This window comes from Paraburkholderia sp. LEh10 (genome assembly GCF_017814945.1).
Lineage (GTDB): Bacteria > Pseudomonadota > Gammaproteobacteria > Burkholderiales > Burkholderiaceae > Paraburkholderia.
Window position 1 is genome coordinate 216,665 of sequence record NZ_JAGIPX010000001.1, and the last position, 19,802, is coordinate 236,466.

The window sequence follows — 19,802 nt, forward strand, 5'->3', positions numbered from 1 at the left end:
CACCCGTACATCGCGATCCATGCAGATGCATTATCGGGACTCCTCGCGCACATCGGCCGGTTCGAAGCTTTGGTTTTGGCTTTGACCCTTGCTTTGGCCTCCACTTTCGCTTTGGGCTTGGCTTTGGTTTTGGTTTTGGTTTTGGTTCTGACTTGCCATGATGCGCATCGCCTCTTCGATCGGAATACGCGCGATACCATGTTGCTGGTCTATCCATTGCCACGATTCCAGCAATTTGCGCTTTTCGGCCTGATAATGCGCGCGCTCCTGCCGCGGGGAACCTTGCAACGCGGGCGGCGGCACTTGCGTCACACTCCCCGCATTGCGCGCGCCGTGGGGCGGCGCACCGGACGGCGCTCCCCACCATTGCCAAAGCAACCATGCTGCCACCACCACAAGCACAATGCTGATTGCAATCGCCGCGCCGCCCCACACCACGCCACGGACGCTCACCTGGTTGGGTGCATTCGATGCTTCAGATCGCTGCTCAGACATAGTCAGCCCCCGCGGCGGCGGCCGTGGCAGTGCCCGAACCCTTTCCTATCGCCACATAGCCGGCGATCAGAAAAGCGATGATCATGAGCGGCACGCTCCATAGCCACTGCAACCCGCCAACCGGCAGAGACGGAAAGATCGTCCACCAAACGTCGAGCTGATGAGCGGCAAGCAACCCGGCAGCCAGCGCTCCAAGCAGCGCGGGCGCCTCCTTGGCATTGCGAAACAGCAGGATCAAGAGTGGAGCAAAGAAATGAAACACCGCCAGCAACCAGGCGACGTAAAGCCAGCCATGCTCCGTGCGCGGGATGTACCACGCGATTTCATGCGGCAGGTTCTCGGCCCAGATAATCAGGAATTGGGTAAACGCAAGATAAGCCCATGTCATGACGTACATCAGCAGCAGGTTGCCGAGGTCGCGAAAGATGATGGGCGGCGGCAAAGGACGCATGCGCGTCGCTATCACCGCCGCGAGCGCCATGCCGGCGAGCGCCTGGCTCAAACCTGCCAGCATGCCGAACACGCTCGAGAACCAGATCGGCATCAGCGACATCACCCAGTCGACGGCCGCAAGGCTTACCGTCAAGCCGTAGACGATCAGCGCCCCAGCTGAAAAGCGCGCGGAGCGCCGCAGCGACGGGCTCCTTGAAAGCGATGCGAGTAACGTCCAGACAACCAGATAGAGGACGCTGCGCACAACAAAAAACCATGGCGTCAGCCAGATATTCTTGAACCAGGCACTGTGTGGCGGCAGTTCATCGGTCCAGCGCTGAGCACCGGCGGATGCTCGCGGCACCCACGAGTACAGATCGTGCATGCCGACCAGCACCGGCAAGAAAAGCAAGGCCAGAATCCACACCACGCGCGACAGTCCGAGCAACGGCTCGCGAATCACCTCGCCCCATCGTCCGCCCGTCAGATTGTGGACCCACACGTTCGCGAGCCCGCCCATCACGAGCCCGCAGCAGAACCACCAGGTCGCCAGATACGCGCCAAGCAACGCCTTGGGCGCAATTGACCACGCCCCGATACAGATGGCGACAATGAGGGCGAGGGCAACCAGCGGCAGATACCGGTTCATTGGGTAGTGCCTCCAGACTTCGTCGCCTTCAGGTGCTCGAGTACCTCGGGGGGCAGCTTTGTTACGTCGGCATGCTGGCTCAACTGCAACGCGCGGATATACGCGACGATGGCCCAGCGATCCGGCGCCTCTACCCGGTCGGCGTACGGGTACATCACGCCATAGCCGTTGGTGACGACGTCGAAGAAATGCCGGTCGGGCGCCTGACGGAGGCGTTCATCGTGATACGACGGCGGATGAGGAAAACCCCGTCGAGCGATGAAACCGTCGCCGTCACCGACCGCGCTATGACAAGGCATGCAATAGATTTCAAATCGCTGTCTGCCACGCAATAAAAGCTGCATCGTCACCGGATACGGATTCGATTGCGCAGTCCCGGCCGCAATGTCTTTGCTCACCGCATCGGTGCCCTTGCGACCGCTCGACGTGCCGGCGAACGGTCCCTTCGAGTAAGGCATGCTATCTGGCGGCAACGGCCGCGATGAATTGCCGTCAGGGAATAGCTCGCTTCGCGAAAGCGGCTTGTATTTGGGCTGGTCGTACATATCCTGCCTGGCCTTCTCGCATCCGCTCAGCGAGGCGGCCACACAGCAGGACAACAAGATCCCCGCCAGCTGTTTCATCGCGGCACCTCGACTACCGACATCGGTTGCAAACCTTCCAGAAAGCGTCTGCTGCGCTCGATATCGAAACGCGGGTCGCGCGCCGTCAGGCACAGAAAAAACCGGTTGCGGGTGGCTTGTTCGAAATCAGGCGCATTGAAAATCGGATGGGTCAGACGCGGCAAGCCATTGGCCACCAGCATGCCGAACACCGCCGCGAGCGCAGCGCCCAGGATCGTAAGCTCGAATGTCGGCACGATGAACGAAGGCCAGCTGTGCAAAGGTCGTCCACCCACGTTGATCGGATAGTCGATTACCGCCGAATACCATTGCAGAAAATAGCCACTCACCGCGCCCACGATACCCCCGATCAGCGTGATGAGCGGCACCTTGCTCGTGCTGAAGCCCACCGCCTCGGCAATGCCTTCCACCGCGTATGGGGAATAGGCCTCGATGTAGCGAAAGCCATCTTCTCGCGCGCACCTGGCCGCTTCGAGCAAAGCTTCGCTGGTACGGAATTCCGCGAGCAGTCCGTAGATGCTGTTGCTCATGCTTTTCCCTCCGCGCTTTCATGGACGAGTTCGCGCATCTCGGCGATCGAAATGACCGGTAGAAAGCGGATGAACAGCAGAAACAGCCAGGCGAAAAAGGCAATGGATCCGAACAGGGTCAACCAGTCCCAGACCGTCGGCACAAACAGTCCCCAGGCCGAAGGCATGAAGTCGCGATGCAGACTGGAGACTACGATCAGAAATCGCTCCATCCACATACCGACGTTGATCACAAGGCTGATCGCAAACAGGGTCAACACGCTATGGCGCACGCGACGGAACCATAGAAGCTGCGGCACCGCGACATTGCAAAACATCATTGACCAGTAGACGGGCGAATAGGGACCAAACCAACGATTGGTCGTCATGTATTGCTCGAAAGGATCGCCGCCGTAAAAGGCCGTAAAAATCTCCGATCCGTAGCCATAGACGACGATCAAGCTGGTGGCCAGCATCACTTTCGCTGCGTTCGCCAGATGGCGTTGCGTGATGAAATCCTCAAGCCCGAAAAAATGGCGCAGTGGAATCGCGAGCGTAAGTACCATCGCAAAGCCGGAGAACAGTGCGCCGGCCACAAAATATGGCGGGAAGATGGTGGAGTGGTAGCCGGGCGTGTTGCCTATCGCGAAGTCCAGCGAGACCACCGAATGCACCGAAATCACGAGCGGCGTTGCGAGCCCCGCCAGCAACAGATATGCACTCTCATAACGGGCCCAATGCCGTGCCTCGCCACGCCAGCCTAGTGCGAGCAGGCCATAGGCAAACGTCGCGAAGCGCCTGCCGGAAGCGCACGCCCGGTCACGCAGCGTGCCCAGATCGGGAATCAGTCCGACATACCAGAAGACCAGTGACACGATCAGATAAGTACCGATGGCGAAGATGTCCCACACCAAAGGGCTACGCCATTGCGGCCATACATTCATCACGTTGGGATAGGGGATGAGCCAGTAGAAAAACCACGGCCGTCCAAGGTGCAATATGGGAAAGAGCCCCGCGATACTGGCCGCGAACAGCGTCATCGCCTCCGCGAAGCGGTTGATCGACGTGCGCCACTTTTGTCGCAGCAGCAGCAGGAAAGCCGAGATGAAGGTGCCGGCATGACCAATCCCGATCCACCAGACGAAGTTGCCGATGGCAAATCCCCACGCCACCGGAATGTTGACACCCCAGATGCCGACACCGACGATGAACAGCCATGTGATCGCGCCGAAGAACATCAGCGTACCGGCGAACGTCGCCAGAAACGCGGCTAGCCAACCCCAGTGGACGCGACGCTTGAGCACCAGGTTGGCGATCTTGTCGCTGACGCTCGCGTAGCCCCACCCAGCACGCAAAACCTCGCTATCTTTCGAGACGGGCGGCTGCTCTGAGGCCGGGTTCATGCCTGCTCCAATTCGTCATCGGGATTCAGGACGAGCGCCGCATAGGTGGTGCGTGGCCGCGTGTTCAGTTCGGCCAGCAACGCGTAGTCCAATGACGACGCTTTGGCTCGATTGACGTTGCTCGTCGGATCGTTGAGGTCGCCAAAAGCGATCGCTTCCGTTGGGCATACTGCCTGGCACGCGGTCACGACCTCGCCGTCGCGCAAACGACGTCCGAGCTTTTCTGCCTCGATGCGCCCCCGCGTGATGCGCTGCAGACAGTATGTGCATTTCTCCATGACGCCCCTGCGCCGCACTGTCACTTCGGGGTTGAAGGCGGGCCTCGGGCGGTCGATTGCCGTATTCGAGTACTGCAGGAAGTTGAAGCGCCGTACTTTATAAGGACAGTTGTTCGAACAGAAACGCGTACCCACACAACGGTTATAGACCTGCACATTGAGGCCTTCGCTGTCGTGCACCGTGGCACCGACCGGGCACACTTCCTCGCAAGGCGCTGTTTCGCAATGCATGCAAGGTACGGGCTGGAAGGCGCTGCGCGAACGGGAAGCCGGCCCGACGTCATAGCGGTCGACGCGAATCCAGTGCATTTCGCGTCCGCGCGCGACCTCTTCTTTGCCGACCACGGGGATGTTGTTCTCGGCCTGACAGGCAATCGTGCAGGCGCGACAGCCGATACAGGCGTTGAGGTCGATCGCCATGCCCCATTTGTAATCCTTGTATTGCCACTCGGGATACATTGACATCTCTGGCGTGCGCTTGCGCGGTTCGTCATTGGCGAAGTGTGCGTTTCGGCGATATTCGTCGAGCGTCGCCATTCGCACGATCTCGCGCCCTTCCATCTGCTGATGGTTCTGCGTGGTGGCGAACGCAACCTGGCGTCCAGTCTTTTCCGCCTTTAACGCGTGCGGGCCTCGCAAGACCCTAAGGCGGTATGCATCGAAGCCCACGCCATTGCCGACATGACCGGCGGCCCACCTGCCGTAACCGAGCGGCAGCGTGATCGCGCCTTCCGTGTGAGCGGACCATACCCATACGGGTGCCTCGATCACGCGGTCCGGTTCATGTTCGAGCGACAAGCGCAGCACGTCGCCACTGCGCACGCCTAAGTCCTGCGCGGTGCGTTCGCCGAGCAATGCCGCGTTGTCCCACGTCATCGTGCTGAACGGACGCGGCAGTTCCTGCAGCCAGCTGTTGTTGGCGAATTCGCCGCCACGAACCGACGGATCGGCGACAAACAACGCGCGAAGCGCGGGCCCGTTGAAATCTGGCTGTGGCGGCAACTCGGGCAGAGGGCTCAGCGTGACGGGCGGGCTGGCGCTGCCGGCAATCAGGCCTTGCCTTAGTGCCGCCTGCCAAAAGGGTTCGAAGTTCCCTTCTTGTTGCTTGCTCTGCCAGTGACGGCGAACCAAAGCGTATCCGGCTTGCTCGTCGCCGTCGGTCAAGAGAGCCAACAACTCATGCGCCGAATGGCCGCGGTAAAGCGGCGCAATGACGGGCTGCACGATGGAAGCCGTGCCGTCGAATGCGCGGCCATCGCTCCATTGCTCGAACCCATGCGTGGCTGGCAAGTGCCACGTGGCGGCATGCGCCGTTTCATCGCGGTAAAGGCCGAGGTGCACGGAGAACGGCAGCTTGGTCAGGGCGCCCTCGAAATCGATATCCGGCGGCGCATCGTAGACGGGATTGACGTCAAGCATCACTAGCGAAGTCACCGCGCCCGAGTGAATGTCGTTGACGAGTGTGGCAAGCGACTCGGCGTGGTTTTGAGGCTGTGCCTCGACGGGTGCGATCGGCACAATCGTTTCGCCGAGATTGCCCAAGTGCTCGTTCATCCGATGCGCTAGCGCCCGCGTGCGTGGCGAGATGCTGCCACCCGCCACGATAACCGACCGGCCGCGATGCGCGAGCAGCCGCTTTGCCAGCACCTCTTCCCACTTGGCGGCCCGCTGGTCAGCCGCAGGCGGAATGGCGGACAGGTCACCACTGGCGATACCGAGTCGGGAAGCGATTCGCCATATCGTCCTTTCGATCTCGTGCGGAGGCAGCGAAAGGCGATTGTCAGCCAGTGCGCCAAGCAATTGCGGGCTCGCTTCGAGCGCATAGAGCCGTTTGTCGAATTGCGGTGAATCGTTACGTCGGTTGTGCAGGAAATCGCGTGCGTAACGTATGCCTCCGGGCCAGTCGACGAAGGGGTCGGCGTCGACGCTGACGATGACGGCAGCACGATCGAAGCGGTACAGCATGTCGGCAGGCGCCCCGAACGCGAGCTTCGCCGCATCGAAGCCGGCGTCGTCGTGCAGCGGATCATGACAATGCCAGCGCGCCTGCGGATAACGCGTCACCAAGCCGGCGATCTGGTCGGCCAACGTCGGCGACGTGGTGGTCCCCGTCAAGATGCGAAGACCTGCCCCGCCATTCGCTTCCCATTGCGTGCGTTGCGACAGCAAGGCTGGCTTGAACGCCTCCCACGTCGACAGCGTGTCGCCGCGCTGCACCGTCTGCGAACGATCAGGGTCCCAAAGCTGCAGCACCGACGCCTGCGCGAAGATGCCCGTTGCGCCGAGACTCGCGGGATGCCCGGGGTTGCCTTCCACTTTCGTCGGGCGCCCCATCTCGCTTTCTACCAGCACGCCTTGCGCGTAACCGCCGTGGATGAAGCTGGTCGCGTAATACAGCGGCTTGCCGGGCACCATCATTTCCGGCATTCGCACATACGGCACGATCTCTTCCTGCGGCGGTCCGCTGCAACTCGCGCCAGCCATCGCGAGCGAGGCCGCCATGATCTTGAGGAAGGCTCGGCGCTCAGGACTCGTCGCCTCGTCGCTGGCCGACACGATCGGAATGAAAGGACGATGGCGCATGGGCTTAACGATGACAGGTCGAGCAATCGGTTAGCCGCCGCGTGTCCTGCAGATGAAAGAGCCGATTCAACTGCCCGATCTCCTGCTGCGACAACGGCCGGGCGTCACTCATTGTGAACACGTCGGCGAGTGGCCGGATGTGCCGCGGCGCATTGCGATGACACTGCAGACACCACTGCATGTCGAGCGAGGCCACGCGCGCTGTCAGCGGCATTTCGTCGATCCGGCCGTGGCACTCGATACACGCGACGCCCTTGTTGACATGAATGCTGTGATCGAAATACACAAAATCCGGCAGGTCATGCACGCGATTCCAGCGAACAGGCGTATTGGTGTCCATACTGGCATGCAAGGGGGCGAGTACCGGCGAATCGGTGAACAACTGCGAATGACAAGTCAGACAGATCTGGGTGGATGGCATGCCAGCGAACGCGGACTTTTCAACCGATGTATGGCAATAACGGCAGTCGATACCGTCATCGCCGACGTGATGCTTATGGCTGAAAGGGATCGGCTGCTCGACAGGCTCTCCCGTCTTGGCGTCGGGTTCAGCGTACCAGCGCGCAGCGGTGATGGCGGCAACCACACACAGAAACGCCGCCATGGAAAACAGCTTGATGGCAAGAACCGTTGACTGACTGAACGCTTGCGCCATGGAAGCACACGCCATCCGCTGAAGTCTGACTGCTTTGCCGGGCTAGTTGTGCAAATGCGATGCCAGCGCCAGGCGTGACAAGACTTCAAGCGCGGTATGAAGGCGTTCGAAAGTGTGCAGTGCTCAGGTGCAGTCTCACGGCAACCACGCGCCTGCGACGTTTTCGTTTTACGCGTTTCTGAAGCCGTTCCGCTGTCGTTCTTACAATCAGTACCGGTACATTTAACAGTCGATCCAGTTGCACACCTTCGTGAGCGCCGCGAGAAAATGGATTGCGCTCCACGACCATGCTTTCTTTGCCAATCATCGACGGGAAACCGACTAGCACTCAGGTTGCGCTTCGCATCGTGATGCCAATGCGGCTCAGTGCCCTGTCAATCATTTGTAATCGCGCCGCGCTGAAACTGAAACCTGCCTGGAAGGCATTGAAACGCAGCTACCGGACCCGGCCCACGTTGCGCCGAGTCGGATCAATGTAACGGAGACATCGCTACGCTCGTCGGCTTATTCAGTAATCGGACGAGTCCCAAACCGGGGGTCAAGAACGCGACATCTGCAAATAGCCAGCGCTACGACATTTGAGCCTGGCTTTGACATTGGATTGTCGAATGAATGCAGATAGCCCGGACGCCTCCGGGCCACACACACTTCCTTCACTCCCTACTGCACCGTGATGGTCGCCTTCATGTTCGGGTGTATGCCGCAAAAGACCTTATAGACACCCGGTTTGTCGAACTTGAACTGATACGTGTCGTTTTCATCGAGCGCGGCGGAATGGAAGATGCCGGCATCGTTGACCACCGTATGCGGTTCACCGTCGAGATTTTTCCAGGTCACGGTCGAGCCTGCTTTGACCGTGAGCGACATCGGCGAAAACATGAAATTCTTGATCACGACCGAATCGGCGTCCTGCGCTTGCGCAGTCATGAACCCCGACGCCAACGCCGCAATGAGAATTGCTCTGCCGATGGAGGTCACAAACGTGCGATTGAAGAGACTGGATAGCATGATGTGAATCCGTTGTAAGTGAATGACGTCTGGGATCAAACGAGCGTCTTATCGGAAAGCGTTGCCTTGAGCGGATGCTGCGAGACCTTGATGCTGGTGACACCAAGCATCTTTGTGAGCTGATCGCTGGGAACCGTCAGCGGCATCGGTCCTGGGCCATTACCGGCCGTCGGCTGCGGATAGGCGGTCGATCGTGCGGTATGGAAAGTAATATTCCCTTCCACCTTGGACACGATCTGATGGATGTGTCCATTCAGGACGCTGACCGAGCCGAACCGTTTCAGATAGTCCATCGCTCTGCCCGCATCGCCGGTGCCCCATCCCCATGGTTCGTAAATGGTCCACATTGGCATGTGTGCAAAGACGACGATCGGCGTGCTCGACGAGCGCCCCTTCAGATCGTTTTCCAGCCATTCGAGCTGCTCGTCGCCAAGGCCTCCAAGGCCGTTGGGCTTGAAATGCATCACATTGACGAGTCCAACGAAGTGCACACCGTTGTGGTCAAAGCTGTAGTACCCCTTGTTGTCCGACGCAGCGCCGAAGCGCTTGAAGTATTCCGTTCCTGGCCCGTCTGTCACGTCATGCTCTCCGGGCACAGTGTGCAATTCGGTGATCTTCAGTCCCGACAGCAATTGGGCCGCGAGATCGAACTCCGATGCTTTCGACAGATGCGTGATATCGCCCGTGTGAATCGTCAGCGCGGGCTTGACCGGCATTGCGTTGACGAAGTCGATCGTCTGCTTGAGCGTACCCGCGACATCCGGATTGGCTTCCTTGTTGAACCCGATGTGCGTGTCGCTGATCTGCAGGAACAATGGGACGCCCGAGGCCGCCGACTTGTCGATCATGCTGGCGGCGGAGGCTAGCTCCATTGGTGTGAGAACGCCGCCGGCCAGCATGAACAGGGTGCCTGCGCCACCGTAGGCGAGGCATCTCAATGCATTGCGGCGCGATGGATTGGAAGGAATATCAGATGACATGATGTCCTCTCGACTGGGGTTCAAGAGGTAGACCACCCGTCAATCAAGTGGACTACCCCGCGTGGGTTCAAGCGCTAAACCACCACGTCGTTCGATTTATTCCCTGATCCCGATTCCCACGTCCGGCGTTTGATCGCCTGCTTTTTCCTTTCAGCGCTTCTCTGGCCTCATCTGCTCGTGAAGAACGCCGCCCCGCTACCTTGCCTGGTCTCATCTGCCTCGAACGCGTCAGGGAATAACTGATGCCTATGCAACGTCTTGCAGGCAGGAGACACGATTTGGAGAAGCGAAATGAACATCATCGACATGGCCCGAGCATCGGGATTGACAGTCATCCTCGATGGCAGGATCGGCCGTGAGGAATACCAGAGCGTGTGCGGTTCAATGTCGGCGTTGCAGCGATTCGCCGAAGCGCTGTCTCAGTCCGCCGTGAACCAAAGTGACGGCACGCCGCGCCCGTCAGCGGCAGCCAGCCAGCCCGGCCGACGACGCTGGCGCCGTAGCGCGCATGTGGGGTCAACGGACACGATGTCTGCCCCTGCGAGACACTCGTCGCGCAACACGCACCGGAACCCGAAATGAAAGGCTCGGCGATCATTCCGCCCTTTTGGCCGTCCGAAGCTTCGCTGCAAGCCGTCCTGCGCCGGCTTCAGTTCGGCTCGGGCGTGGTGCTGCTAACCTACCTCTTTTTGCACCTCACCAATCATGCCCTTGGCATCTGGTCGCTGGAACTCGCCGGGCGCGGTCTTCTGGTGGCGCTGCGACTCTGGCGCAGCACGCCTGGAACCATCGCGCTGTACGGCGCGGCTTCGCTGCATTTTTCCCTCGCGTTGCACACGATATACCGCCGCCGCCACTGGGTATTGCCGGCCGCCGAATGGATCCGCCTTTGGGCAGGCCTCAGCCTGCCGCTGCTGCTCATACGCCACGCGGTGACCACCCGACTGGCCTCCACGCTCTACGGCTTCGAGCCTGATTATGAGCACGTCGTCAGCATGCTGCTAACGAGCGGAACGCAAGGGCTGCAACTTGCGCTGCTCGCCCCTGGCTGGGTACATGGATGTCTGGGACTATGGTTCCGGTTGCGCCACTATCCGCTGGCGCAGCGCATGAAACTCGGGCTGCTTGCGGCAGCTGGCCTGTTGCCGCTGCTGTCCGCGGGAGGCTTCATCCGGATGATGCGAGCCGTCGAAACGACGAGTGCCTCACTCCGCGCCCCCGACCCGAAGCTGGTCACGCATCAATTCGCACTTGATGCATGGCGTCATAATCTCGTCGCACTCTATCTCTGTCTGGTCGTCGGCGCATTTATCGCTGGCCAATTACGCAATGGACTCGAGCGGCGACGGCAGCGGCAGACGGGCTAGCCGTGGTGATGAGTTTTGTCCCGTCGATCGATGTCTTCCAGGATACCGAACATTCCGAGCCACGGGCGACTTTTGCAACACCATCTATGTGAAACCAGTCCGTCGCACTTCACGCCGGCGGCACACCCATCGAGGCCTGCGGAGACGAACGTCGTTTGGGTGGAGGGGCGCTCGGCTAAATCATGCAAAATACTCGGCATCCAAGACGTGGAGGCTGGCCGTGGGCGTTAACTTCGACTTGAATGACTTGCAGGCGTTTCGCGCGGTGGTGGAGCTGGGAAGCTTCCGAAAGGCCGCCGAGGCGGTGAGCATTTCCCAGCCGGCATTGAGTCGTCGGATCGACAAGCTCGAGGAAGCGCTCGGCGTGCGTCTCTTCGAGCGCACTACGCGCAGCGTCACGCTCACCACCGTCGGCCGCGTGTTTGCGCCGAGCGCCGAGCAACTGCTCGATGATCTCGACGTCGCGCTGCTCGGCATCCGCGATGTTTCGTCGAGCCGCCTCGGTCATGTGACCATCGCGTGCGTGCCTTCGGTGGCGTACTACTTTCTGCCGAACGTCATCGCGAGCTATCATCGCCGGTTTCCGCGCATCCGGGTCAGGCTGCTCGATTCGAGCGCGAACGAGGTGCTTGGCGCCGTCATCAGCGGCGAGGCTGATTTCGGCGTGAGCTTTATGGGCAGCCAGGAGTCCGAGATCGAGTTCAAAGTGCTGCTGCAGGAGCGGTTTGTTGCTGCCTGCCGCCGCGACCATCCCCTCGCTCGCAAGAAGCGCGTGACCTGGAACGAGCTTTACGAGTACGAGTACGTCTCGGTGGACAAGACTTCCGGTAACCGCCTGTTGCTCGATCAGGCGCTCTCGGCCGTGGCGCCACGTGCGCCGAGCGTCTGCGAGACACGACACGTCACGACCATGCTCGGGTTGATCGAAGCGGGGCTCGGCGTCGCCGCGGTGCCGTCGATGGCAATGCCCGGACATGACCACCCAGTCCTCACGAGCGTGCCGCTCGTCGAACCCGTGGTGAAACGACGCGTGGGAATCGTAAGACGACGCGGACGGCCGCTCACACCGGCTGCACAGGAGTTTCACCGGGCGATCATCGAAACGAAGCGCGCCGGCGTCGCAAGCAGTGATGCCGCGGGCAATAATGTGACGGCGACAGCGAAGACAAGAAGGAAGAAGGCATTGTGAAATTGGCAAGACCGCTTCGTTTGCTCTATGTGCAGGTCCTGCTGGCCATGGTGTCCGGGATGGCGCTCGGCCACTTCTGGCCGCCAGCAGGCGCTCTGCTCAAGCCGCTCAGCGATGCGTTCGTCGGGCTCGTGCGGATGATGATTGCGCCTATCGTCTTCTGCACGATCGTCTCGGGCATCACGTCGCTTGCGAGCGGTAAGGCCATCGGACGCACGATCATCCAGGCGCTGGCGCTCTTCTATCTCCTGACGGCCATTGCGCTTGCGCTCGGACTCGTCACCGCGCTCGTGCTGCGACCCGGCGCCGCCATGCACATCGACGTGCATCACCTGGATTCGAGCATCCTCGCGCAATATACGAAGCACACGCCGGCAAGCGGATTTGTGGAGTTCGGGCTGAGCGTGATCCCGGAAACGATGCTCGGCGCCTTCGACAAGGGCGAGGTGCTTCCGGTATTGCTGCTATCGCTGCTCTTCGGCTTTTCGCTGAATGCGTCTTCGCAGGCTGGCCGGCCAGTGCTGGCGCTCATCGACAGCGTCGCCCAGGTGCTCTTTCGCGTCCTCGCGATGATCATGCGGCTCGCTCCGCTCGGAGCATTCGGTGCGATGGCTTTTACGGTGGGCCGATTCGGCATCCGCTCGGTCGGCTCGCTCGGCATGCTGATGGCGTCCTTCTACGTGGCATGCCTGTTGTTCGTTGCACTGGTGCTCGCGCCGCTCGCACGGCTGCACGGTTTTGCGCTTTGGCGTCTCTTGCGCTACATGCGCGAGGAATTGCTCATCGTCCTCGCGACATCGTCGACGGAACCGGTACTGCCGCGCCTGATCGTGAAGCTGGAGGCGCTCGGTTGTGACAAGGGCGTTGTGGGGCTCGTGCTGCCCGCGGGCTATTCGTTCAATCTGGACGGCACCGCGATCTATCTGACGCTCGCCTCGCTGTTCATCGCGCAGGCGTGCGATGTGCCGCTTTCCGCGCCGCAGATCGCGACGATGCTCGCCGTCATGTTGCTCACTTCCAAGGGCGCGGCTGGCGTGTCCGGCAGCGGGCTGGTCGCGCTCGTCGCGACGCTCACGGTGATTCCGGATCTGCCCGTCGCCGGGGTGGCGCTTCTGGTGGGCATCGACCGCTTCATGTCCGAGGCGCGCGCGCTGACGAGCGTGATCAGCAACGCCTGCGCGGTGATCTTCGTTTCGATGTGGGAAGGCGCGTGCGATCGCGCACGTCTCGCGCAGATGCTGAGGGTGGCCGAGCCAGGCCGCGCGGGCGGTGTCGATGATGCCTCGACAGATACCCTGCGGTGAAGGAAGAGCGAACCTCGTGACCTGCCGCGCGCAGCTTGTGACCCTAATAGTGGGCTGCGCTGTGCGCTTTCTGGCTTTCACATCACCGTCCGACTACCGTTGTCTGCGGACCGATAATGGTCTATATTTGGTCTTGTTTGACCTGCAACGGAGCATCTGATGCATATCGCCGATCACGTGAAGCCAATCAGCTACCTCAAAAGCGAAGCGGCACAAATCGTCAAAGACCTGACCGACTCCGGCGAGCCGCTCATCATCACGCAGAACGGCGAAGCAAAACTCGTCGTTCAGGATGTGCGGACCTATGAAGCCACGCAACAGACACTCGCCCTTCTGAAGATCCTGGCCATCGGCCAAAAACAGATCGAGCGTGCAGACCACGTCGACGGCGACGAATTTTTTGCGGAGCTTAACGAACTCGACCGACACGAAAAGCTCCGCTGATGCAAACCCCGCTGTTGAAGTACCGCATCCTGCCGACCGCCCGAATCGGCCTCGACGAATTGAGAAGTTACATTGTCCGCGCATTCGGGTGGGAGACGTGGCGTCAGACGTCAGCGCAGATTCAGGAAACCATCACGCACATTCGCCAGTTTCCCGAGAGCGGTCATGTGCCTGCCGAGCTTGAGGGCTTCGTCGAGGACAAATTTCGACAGGCTCTTTCCGGCAAGAATCGAATCATCTATCAGGTGCGGGACGACACCGTTTACATTCACCTCGTCGTCGACACGCGACGCGATCTGCAAGCCCTTCTCCAAAGAATCGTGCTCCGGCTGATGTAAGCCACCAAGAGGTACCGTGCGCAACACGGGAAGTAGCGCCACAGCTTGCGGCGCGTATGGCTAAAGCGTGTCACGCGAATACGCTTTGCCGACTCCGAACCCAGCCACGACTCGACGACTTTGCGCAGCGATCTTTCCCGGTTTTTCAACAGCTTCTCCTGCCAACTGTATTGCCTCTGCCAGCGGACCTCGCCACGTCAAACAGCGGGCACGAACTCCGGCACCACTGAAAACAGATCGCCTAACAGACCATAGTCCGCGACGCTGAATATCGGCGCTTCTTCATCGTTGTTGATCGCGACGACCACCTTCGAGTCCTTCACAAAGGCTTCAATCCGGTTGCAGTTTCAACCAGCACAGCCCGATCCGCACCTATCGCCAGCGCCGCACGCAGCGTTTCCTGACATTGCGTGACGCCGCACGACCCGGCGATCACTTCCGTCGTCACACCCGCTTCCTTCAACCGCACCGCTTCCTCAATCGCGATCTCGTCGAACGGGTTCATCGGCATCTTCACGGCCGGCCATGTGCTGATCGAAGTCAGGCGCCGCGGTGTCAAGTACGCCGTCGTGACGATGTGCATCGGCGGTGGCCAGGGCGCGGCCGCGCTCTTCGAAGTGCTTTCAAGCGGCCCGCGCGGCCCATCGCATACCGGCCGTCGCACGCGCATGAATGAAAACGGGGCCCGCGCGGCCCCGTTTTCATTGGCTCATTCCGGCATCGCTCAGAACTGGTCCTCGGTCATTGCCAGCACGCCCTCTCCGCCGCGCGCGCTGACGATCGCCGCTTCGAGCGCCGCAGCCTGCGGCAGGATGTGCGTCGCATAGTGATGCGCGGTGGCAATCTTCGCGCCGTGGAATGCGGTGTCTTCGTGTAGCAGCCGCTGCGACGCGAGCAACGCGCGCGCCATCTGCCAGCCGCCCAGCACGATGCCGACGAGCTTCAGATAGGGTACGCCGCCCAGATATGCGGCGTTCGGATCCTTTTTCGCGTGCCCGAGCATGAACGCGACCGCGTTCGCGAACGACTGGTTGGCCGCCGCGAGCTGCTTGTGCATCGCGTGGAACGCCGGGTTCTCCGCGAATGCGGCACTCGCCTTCAGCGCCTGCACGACCTGGCCGATCTCGCCCATCAGCCGCTGCGCGACCGCGCCGCCATCGCGTACGGTCTTACGGCCGATGAGGTCGTTGCCCTGGATCGCCGTCGTGCCTTCGTAGATCGGTAGTATCCGCGCGTCGCGATAGAACTGCGCAGCGCCCATCTCCTCGATGAAGCCCATGCCCCCATGAATCTGCACGCCGAGGCTCGCGACATCCACCGACATCTCCGTGCTCCAACCCTTGATGACGGGCACCATGAACTCATACAGCGCATGGTGTGCGGCGCGCGCCGCGCCGTCCGGGTGTCGATGCGCATGGTCCGCATGGGCGGCCGCGACATACGCAAGCGCGCGCGACGACTCGATCATCGCGCGCATCGTGCCGAGCATGCGGCGCACGTCCGGGTGATGGACGATCGCCACCGCTTGCGGCGTGGAGCCATCGACCGGGCGGCTCTGTACGCGTTCCTTCGCATACGCGCGCGCCTTCTGGTAAGCGCGCTCGGCCACCGCGATGCCTTGCATGCCTACCGCGAACCGTGCTGCGACCATCATCACGAACATGTACTCGAGCCCGCGGTTCTCCTCACCGATCAGCTCTCCGATCGCGCCTCCAGAGTCGCCATATTGCAGCACCGCAGTCGGGCTGCCCTTGAGTCCCATCTTGTGTTCGATCGAAACGCACTGGACGTCGTTGCGTGCGCCGAGCGAGCCGTCGTCATTGACGAGGAACTTCGGCACGAGGAACAGCGAAATGCCCTTCACGCCTTCGGGTGCATCGGGCGTGCGCGCGAGCACCAGATGCACGATGTTGCCGCTCAGGTCGTGCTCGCCCCACGAAATAAAAATCTTCGTGCCGAAGATCCGATATGTGCCATCGGCCTGACGTTCGGCGCGCGTGCGCAGCAAGCCCAGGTCGGACCCCGCCTGCGGCTCCGTCAGGTTCATCGTGCCGGACCATTCGCCCGAAATCAGACGCGGCAGATAGCGCTGCTTCTGTTCGCTGCTGCCCGCCATCAGCAACGCTTCGATTGCGCCGTCGGTTAGCGACGGACAAGTCGCGAGCGACAGGTTTGCCGCCTTCCGCATTTCGAGGCACGGCGCGCTGACGAGCTTCGGCAAGCCCTGCCCGCCATATTCGACGGGATGCGTGAGCCCCTGCCAGCCGCCCTCGACGAACTGACGGAACGCGTCATCGAAGCCCGGCGTCGCGATGACGCGGCCATCATGCCACTGCGCCGGCTGCCCGTCGCCGACGACGTTCAGCGGCGCCCACACCTCGCGGCACAACTTGCCGGCTTCGTCCAGCACGGATGCCACTGTTTCGGGCGTGGCTTCCGCGAAGCCCGGCAACCGCGCCACGTCGGCGAGACCGGCCAGTTCATTGATGACGAACAACATGTCCTTGATCGGCGCGCTATAGCTCATTGTCTTGTCCTTCCACAAATGCTCGGGGTGAGGCGGTCGCCGGCGGCCGGCTCGTTCAGACGAGCCCATGCACGTTGCGCAGCGAATTCGATCTGACGGACGGCGACGCTTCGTATGCGCGCGTTCCGCCAACCCGCCCGGCCCTCGATTCAAGCAGACGCCGCGCCGCAACGCCCCCTTCCTGTGGAGAGGGGATGCAACTTCGTCGTGAACGCCGTTATCGCGCCACCCGCCCCCCTCTGAATGGCGGGGGAAAAGATCGATGAAGCGCGATACAAGTTGAACATGTGCGACATCAACCCATTCAAAAAAAGGGACGGCAGCGATGACTGAAGCGAACCGCCGGGACGCAGGCCGCGTGCTTACCTACCCATGCGGCACGCCGCCGACGCGCGGTGAGGCGCGCGAAATCGCGCCGGGCGTGCGCTGGATGCGTCTTGCGCTGCCTGTTTCGCTCGCGCACATCAACGTCTGGGCAATCGAGGAAGCCGAGGGTCACGCGTTGATCGACACGGGCCTCGGCGACGACGACACCATTGACGCATGGCGCACACTGTTGAATGGGCCACTCGCCAAAGGCGTGACACGCGTGATCGTCACACACCTGCATCCAGATCATGTGGGCATGGCAGGCTGGCTCACGCGCGAACATCGCCGCCGCCTGTGGATGACGCGCACGGAATACCTCCAATGTCGGATGCTGGCGGGGGACACCGGCCACCCGGCGCCGGACGATGCAATTGCGTTCTACCGCCGAGCCGGCTGGGACGACGCCACGCTCGAAGCCTATCGGCAGCGTTTCGGCACTTTTGGCCGCCTGATCTCCCCGCTGCCGGGCGGCTACCGGCGCATCCGCGATCGCGACGTGATCGCGATTGGCGGGCGCGACTGGGAAGTGATCGTGGGTGCGGGACATACGCCCGAACACGCCTGCCTGCACTGCCCGTCGCTCAAACTTTTCGTCTCCGGGGACCAGGTGCTGCCGCGCATCTCATCCAATCTGTCCGTGCTGCCCAGCGAGCCCGACGCGGACCCGCTCGCGGAATGGCTCACATCGCTCGACGAGATCGGCAAGCGCGTACCCAACGACGTTCTCGTGCTGCCCGCGCACAACGAGCCGTTCGTCGGTTTGCACGCGCGGCTCGCACAGCTTGCGGCCAGCCATCGGCGCGCGATCGAGCGCCTGTATGCGGCGCTTGGCAAACCCCGGCGCGCAATCGATACCTTCAGCACGCTCTTTGGCCGCGCTATCGAATCCAAGGACGCATCGAACTACGGACTGGCCACGGGAGAAAGCCTCGCGCATCTGAACTACCTCGTAAACCGCGGGCTTGTCACGGTTCACGAGGACGACGACGGCGTGGCCTGGTATCGGGCTGTCTAAACGATCGACTTAGTCCGCGTCAAGGCGACGACACCTGCGTCCCGAATCAGTTGAAACGATGTCTGCGAATCGCACACGTGATCAGGCGACCGGGTTTTATTTTTTGTACGTCGTGATCGTGTTGATGACCGTCTGACCGGCAATGCTCACGTCCTTCTGGCTGTCCTGGCGCTCCGGCGCCGGTCGTTGTTGCTATTCAAGATCGCCGGGTAGAAACCAGACTCGCGTTGGCGGCACGCGTCGCCGTCTTCGCGGTGGCCAGCGGGGACAGAGTGTTAGTTGCGTTTGAGTCTTCACCGGCTGCCGCAGGCGGCTTTCCATCCTGGACATGATGGCTGCTGTGACGAACTGATCGACAGGTATTACGCCCTGCGTGCGTACGCGTGCTCTCGTCCCCGTGGCGCTTCATGCAAAGGGACAGGCCTTCCTCACGACACAGCCGTTCCGTCCGTTTGTGGTTCTGGATCACACCCTCGCGCCGCAGCAGCACAGCAAGCGCGGCACCAGCGACGTCTTGATCTGATCGTCAGACTGCGCCGTCCAGCGCTTGCCCGCAGCAACCGCAATGTCCGCTCTCAAAGCTCCTTGATGCTGGATATCACTCGTTCCTCAGCGCGCAAATCAAGCGAGCGGCTGAGCACGAAGTACACCGTTCCCGACACGATCAGCCCGACGAGCCAGGCAATGTCGATCCCGTTCAACAAACGCGCGAAGTACCCGACAAAAATATCCTTATCGGCCACCGTATCAACGATGTTGAAAAACGGAATCATCGAAACAAAGCCTGCAATATAGGCGGCGATCCCGCGTGCCTGCCATCTTCCATAAATTCCGTCGGGCGTGAAGAAATGCGGGATCGCGTAGCGGCCTTTGCGGACAAAGAAGTAGTCGACCAGGTTCACCGCGGTCCAAGGCACGAGGAAGTACAAAACACCGCGATAGCCGAACTGCGCGCGCGATTGAATCATCTGCGGCAGACCCATTTCTGGCCCCTGCGAGCCGTGAAATGCCATGAAAATCGTGCCCAACATGATGCCTAGCGTACCGGCGAGCGCCGTCCATGCGGCCGACAATCCCATGCTCGGGCCAACAAAGCCAATCGAGATCGTGAAGAAATGGAAACTCCCGAGAAACCAGAATGGTCCCTGACTGCGCAATTTGCCATGCCGCTCGCTTTCGGGAATGTAGTCTATTGAGTGGCTTTCGATCCCGAGCGTCGCCAGATTGTAGGGATTGGTCGCCACGTCACCGAGATCCGCGATCTGCAACGAATCAAACGGTGCGGCGCGGGTCGCCATGTTGTAAGGGCGTAGCAGCACCGATTCGTTGCGAATCTGCCGCGGTCCTAGCCGTGTACCATTGCAATTCTAAGTGCCGAGGTCAGTGACCTGAACGATTGCGTGACATGACCGCAACGACCTGTTCCCTCGGACTATGCGGTCATTTTCGGCCCGCCTCACGCGGGCCGTTTTAATGCTAACAGCATTGTTTTACACGCTCACTTCGATTTTCAAATTCTTCCGATTGCACATGGCCCGGTTTTCTGGTCAAGTGCGCGGTCGATACGTAGCATAACTAAGCAACGGTAAGAAAATCATGAAATATATAGAGGGCCGGGAGGTCGCGCGGCTGTG

Annotated in this window: 17 protein-coding genes and 4 pseudogenes; 8 read left to right on the plus strand and 13 right to left on the minus strand. The window is 61.0% G+C overall.

Annotated features, from left to right (window positions below; translation table 11 throughout):
- Positions 1–30 precede the first annotated feature (30 nt).
- The 9 genes from J8I87_RS01025 to J8I87_RS01065 all read right to left on the minus strand — a co-directional run bounded on the left by J8I87_RS01025 (position 31) and on the right by J8I87_RS01065 (position 9,615).
- Complete coding sequence (locus J8I87_RS01025) at positions 31–495, minus strand: hypothetical protein (protein WP_209929580.1); 465 nt, start codon at positions 493–495, stop codon at positions 31–33.
- A complete protein-coding gene (locus tag J8I87_RS01030) occupies positions 488–1,447 on the minus strand; it encodes a hypothetical protein (protein ID WP_209929581.1) in 960 nt (319 codons plus the stop codon). Before J8I87_RS01030 ends, J8I87_RS01025 begins: the two co-directional genes overlap by 8 nt.
- Positions 1,448–1,572: 125 nt before the next feature.
- A complete protein-coding gene (locus tag J8I87_RS01035) occupies positions 1,573–2,199 on the minus strand; it encodes a c-type cytochrome (RefSeq protein ID WP_209929582.1) in 627 nt (208 codons plus the stop codon).
- On the minus strand, positions 2,196–2,729 hold the full coding sequence (locus tag J8I87_RS01040) for a DUF3341 domain-containing protein (RefSeq protein WP_209929583.1): 534 nt from the start codon (positions 2,727–2,729) through the stop codon (positions 2,196–2,198). Before J8I87_RS01040 ends, J8I87_RS01035 begins: the two co-directional genes overlap by 4 nt.
- The gene (gene nrfD, locus J8I87_RS01045) at positions 2,726–4,111 is read right to left on the minus strand and encodes an NrfD/PsrC family molybdoenzyme membrane anchor subunit (RefSeq protein WP_209929584.1); all 1,386 of its coding nucleotides are present in this window, start codon (positions 4,109–4,111) and stop codon (positions 2,726–2,728) included. Before nrfD ends, J8I87_RS01040 begins: the two co-directional genes overlap by 4 nt.
- Complete coding sequence (locus J8I87_RS01050) at positions 4,108–6,972, minus strand: 4Fe-4S dicluster domain-containing protein (RefSeq protein ID WP_209929585.1); 2,865 nt, start codon at positions 6,970–6,972, stop codon at positions 4,108–4,110. Before J8I87_RS01050 ends, nrfD begins: the two co-directional genes overlap by 4 nt.
- Positions 6,973–6,976: 4 nt before the next feature.
- Positions 6,977–7,627, minus strand: a complete 651-nt coding sequence (locus J8I87_RS01055; RefSeq protein WP_209929586.1) for a cytochrome c3 family protein — start codon at positions 7,625–7,627, stop codon at positions 6,977–6,979.
- 660 nt (positions 7,628–8,287) lie between these two features.
- Complete coding sequence (locus tag J8I87_RS01060) at positions 8,288–8,635, minus strand: cupredoxin family copper-binding protein (protein ID WP_209929587.1); 348 nt, start codon at positions 8,633–8,635, stop codon at positions 8,288–8,290.
- A 35-nt stretch (positions 8,636–8,670) separates the two neighbouring features.
- The gene (locus tag J8I87_RS01065) at positions 8,671–9,615 is read right to left on the minus strand and encodes a metallophosphoesterase (RefSeq protein WP_209929703.1); all 945 of its coding nucleotides are present in this window, start codon (positions 9,613–9,615) and stop codon (positions 8,671–8,673) included.
- A 291-nt stretch (positions 9,616–9,906) separates the two neighbouring features.
- Between J8I87_RS01065 and J8I87_RS01070 the strand changes: the two genes are divergently transcribed.
- The 6 genes from J8I87_RS01070 to J8I87_RS01095 all read left to right on the plus strand — a co-directional run bounded on the left by J8I87_RS01070 (position 9,907) and on the right by J8I87_RS01095 (position 14,257).
- A complete protein-coding gene (locus tag J8I87_RS01070; RefSeq protein WP_209929714.1) occupies positions 9,907–10,197 on the plus strand; it encodes a hypothetical protein in 291 nt (96 codons plus the stop codon).
- Positions 10,194–10,982: a hypothetical protein gene (locus tag J8I87_RS01075; RefSeq protein ID WP_209929588.1), complete on the plus strand. Its 789-nt coding sequence runs from the start codon at positions 10,194–10,196 to the stop codon at positions 10,980–10,982. Before J8I87_RS01070 ends, J8I87_RS01075 begins: the two co-directional genes overlap by 4 nt.
- Positions 10,983–11,202: 220 nt before the next feature.
- Positions 11,203–12,171: a LysR family transcriptional regulator gene (locus tag J8I87_RS01080; RefSeq protein ID WP_209929704.1), complete on the plus strand. Its 969-nt coding sequence runs from the start codon at positions 11,203–11,205 to the stop codon at positions 12,169–12,171.
- The gene (gene dctA, locus J8I87_RS01085; protein WP_209929589.1) at positions 12,168–13,475 is read left to right on the plus strand and encodes a C4-dicarboxylate transporter DctA; all 1,308 of its coding nucleotides are present in this window, start codon (positions 12,168–12,170) and stop codon (positions 13,473–13,475) included. Before J8I87_RS01080 ends, dctA begins: the two co-directional genes overlap by 4 nt.
- A gap of 159 nt (positions 13,476–13,634) precedes the next feature.
- On the plus strand, positions 13,635–13,919 hold the full coding sequence (locus J8I87_RS01090) for a type II toxin-antitoxin system Phd/YefM family antitoxin (protein WP_209929590.1): 285 nt from the start codon (positions 13,635–13,637) through the stop codon (positions 13,917–13,919).
- On the plus strand, positions 13,919–14,257 hold the full coding sequence (locus tag J8I87_RS01095; protein ID WP_209929591.1) for a type II toxin-antitoxin system RelE/ParE family toxin: 339 nt from the start codon (positions 13,919–13,921) through the stop codon (positions 14,255–14,257). The genes J8I87_RS01090 and J8I87_RS01095 overlap by 1 nt, the downstream gene beginning before the upstream one ends.
- A 197-nt stretch (positions 14,258–14,454) precedes the next feature.
- On the opposite strand, the pseudogene J8I87_RS46205 reads toward J8I87_RS01095, so the two are convergent.
- Positions 14,455–14,586 (minus strand): annotated as a pseudogene (locus J8I87_RS46205) (electron transfer flavoprotein subunit alpha/FixB family protein); the annotation flags it as partial.
- Positions 14,580–14,774: pseudogene (locus J8I87_RS01105) on the minus strand (electron transfer flavoprotein subunit beta/FixA family protein); the annotation flags it as partial. The pseudogenes J8I87_RS01105 and J8I87_RS46205, both read right to left, overlap by 7 nt.
- A gap of 4 nt (positions 14,775–14,778) precedes the next feature.
- Between J8I87_RS01105 and J8I87_RS44370 the strand changes: the two are divergent.
- Positions 14,779–14,880 (plus strand): annotated as a pseudogene (locus tag J8I87_RS44370) (acetyl-CoA acetyltransferase); the annotation flags it as partial.
- A 101-nt stretch (positions 14,881–14,981) separates the two neighbouring features.
- On the opposite strand, the gene J8I87_RS01110 reads toward J8I87_RS44370, so the two are convergent.
- Positions 14,982–16,784: an acyl-CoA dehydrogenase gene (locus tag J8I87_RS01110; protein WP_209929592.1), complete on the minus strand. Its 1,803-nt coding sequence runs from the start codon at positions 16,782–16,784 to the stop codon at positions 14,982–14,984.
- A 325-nt stretch (positions 16,785–17,109) separates the two neighbouring features.
- Here J8I87_RS01110 and J8I87_RS01115 point away from each other — a divergent pair, with 325 nt between their 5' ends.
- A complete protein-coding gene (locus tag J8I87_RS01115) occupies positions 17,110–18,168 on the plus strand; it encodes an MBL fold metallo-hydrolase (RefSeq protein ID WP_209929593.1) in 1,059 nt (352 codons plus the stop codon).
- Positions 18,169–18,743: 575 nt separating this feature from the next.
- Here J8I87_RS01115 and J8I87_RS01120 read toward each other — a convergent pair.
- A pseudogene (locus J8I87_RS01120) lies at positions 18,744–19,535 on the minus strand (cytosine permease); the annotation flags it as partial.
- Positions 19,536–19,802 lie beyond the last annotated feature (267 nt).

Coding starts and splice junctions, on each gene's coding strand:
- J8I87_RS01055 (WP_209929586.1), bottom strand. CDS start 7,627: ATGGCGCAAGCGTTCAGTCAGTCAACGGTTCTTGCCATCAAGCTGTTT.
- J8I87_RS01060 (WP_209929587.1), bottom strand. CDS start 8,635: ATGCTATCCAGTCTCTTCAATCGCACGTTTGTGACCTCCATCGGCAGA.
- J8I87_RS01075 (WP_209929588.1), top strand. CDS start 10,194: ATGAAAGGCTCGGCGATCATTCCGCCCTTTTGGCCGTCCGAAGCTTCG.
- J8I87_RS01025 (WP_209929580.1), bottom strand. CDS start 495: ATGTCTGAGCAGCGATCTGAAGCATCGAATGCACCCAACCAGGTGAGC.
- J8I87_RS01090 (WP_209929590.1), top strand. CDS start 13,635: ATGCATATCGCCGATCACGTGAAGCCAATCAGCTACCTCAAAAGCGAA.
- nrfD (WP_209929584.1), bottom strand. CDS start 4,111: ATGAACCCGGCCTCAGAGCAGCCGCCCGTCTCGAAAGATAGCGAGGTT.
- J8I87_RS01065 (WP_209929703.1), bottom strand. CDS start 9,615: ATGTCATCTGATATTCCTTCCAATCCATCGCGCCGCAATGCATTGAGA.
- J8I87_RS01095 (WP_209929591.1), top strand. CDS start 13,919: ATGCAAACCCCGCTGTTGAAGTACCGCATCCTGCCGACCGCCCGAATC.
- J8I87_RS01115 (WP_209929593.1), top strand. CDS start 17,110: ATGACTGAAGCGAACCGCCGGGACGCAGGCCGCGTGCTTACCTACCCA.
- J8I87_RS01070 (WP_209929714.1), top strand. CDS start 9,907: ATGAACATCATCGACATGGCCCGAGCATCGGGATTGACAGTCATCCTC.
- J8I87_RS01040 (WP_209929583.1), bottom strand. CDS start 2,729: ATGAGCAACAGCATCTACGGACTGCTCGCGGAATTCCGTACCAGCGAA.
- J8I87_RS01110 (WP_209929592.1), bottom strand. CDS start 16,784: ATGAGCTATAGCGCGCCGATCAAGGACATGTTGTTCGTCATCAATGAA.
- J8I87_RS01050 (WP_209929585.1), bottom strand. CDS start 6,972: ATGCGCCATCGTCCTTTCATTCCGATCGTGTCGGCCAGCGACGAGGCG.
- J8I87_RS01030 (WP_209929581.1), bottom strand. CDS start 1,447: ATGGGCGGGCTCGCGAACGTGTGGGTCCACAATCTGACGGGCGGACGA.
- J8I87_RS01035 (WP_209929582.1), bottom strand. CDS start 2,199: ATGAAACAGCTGGCGGGGATCTTGTTGTCCTGCTGTGTGGCCGCCTCG.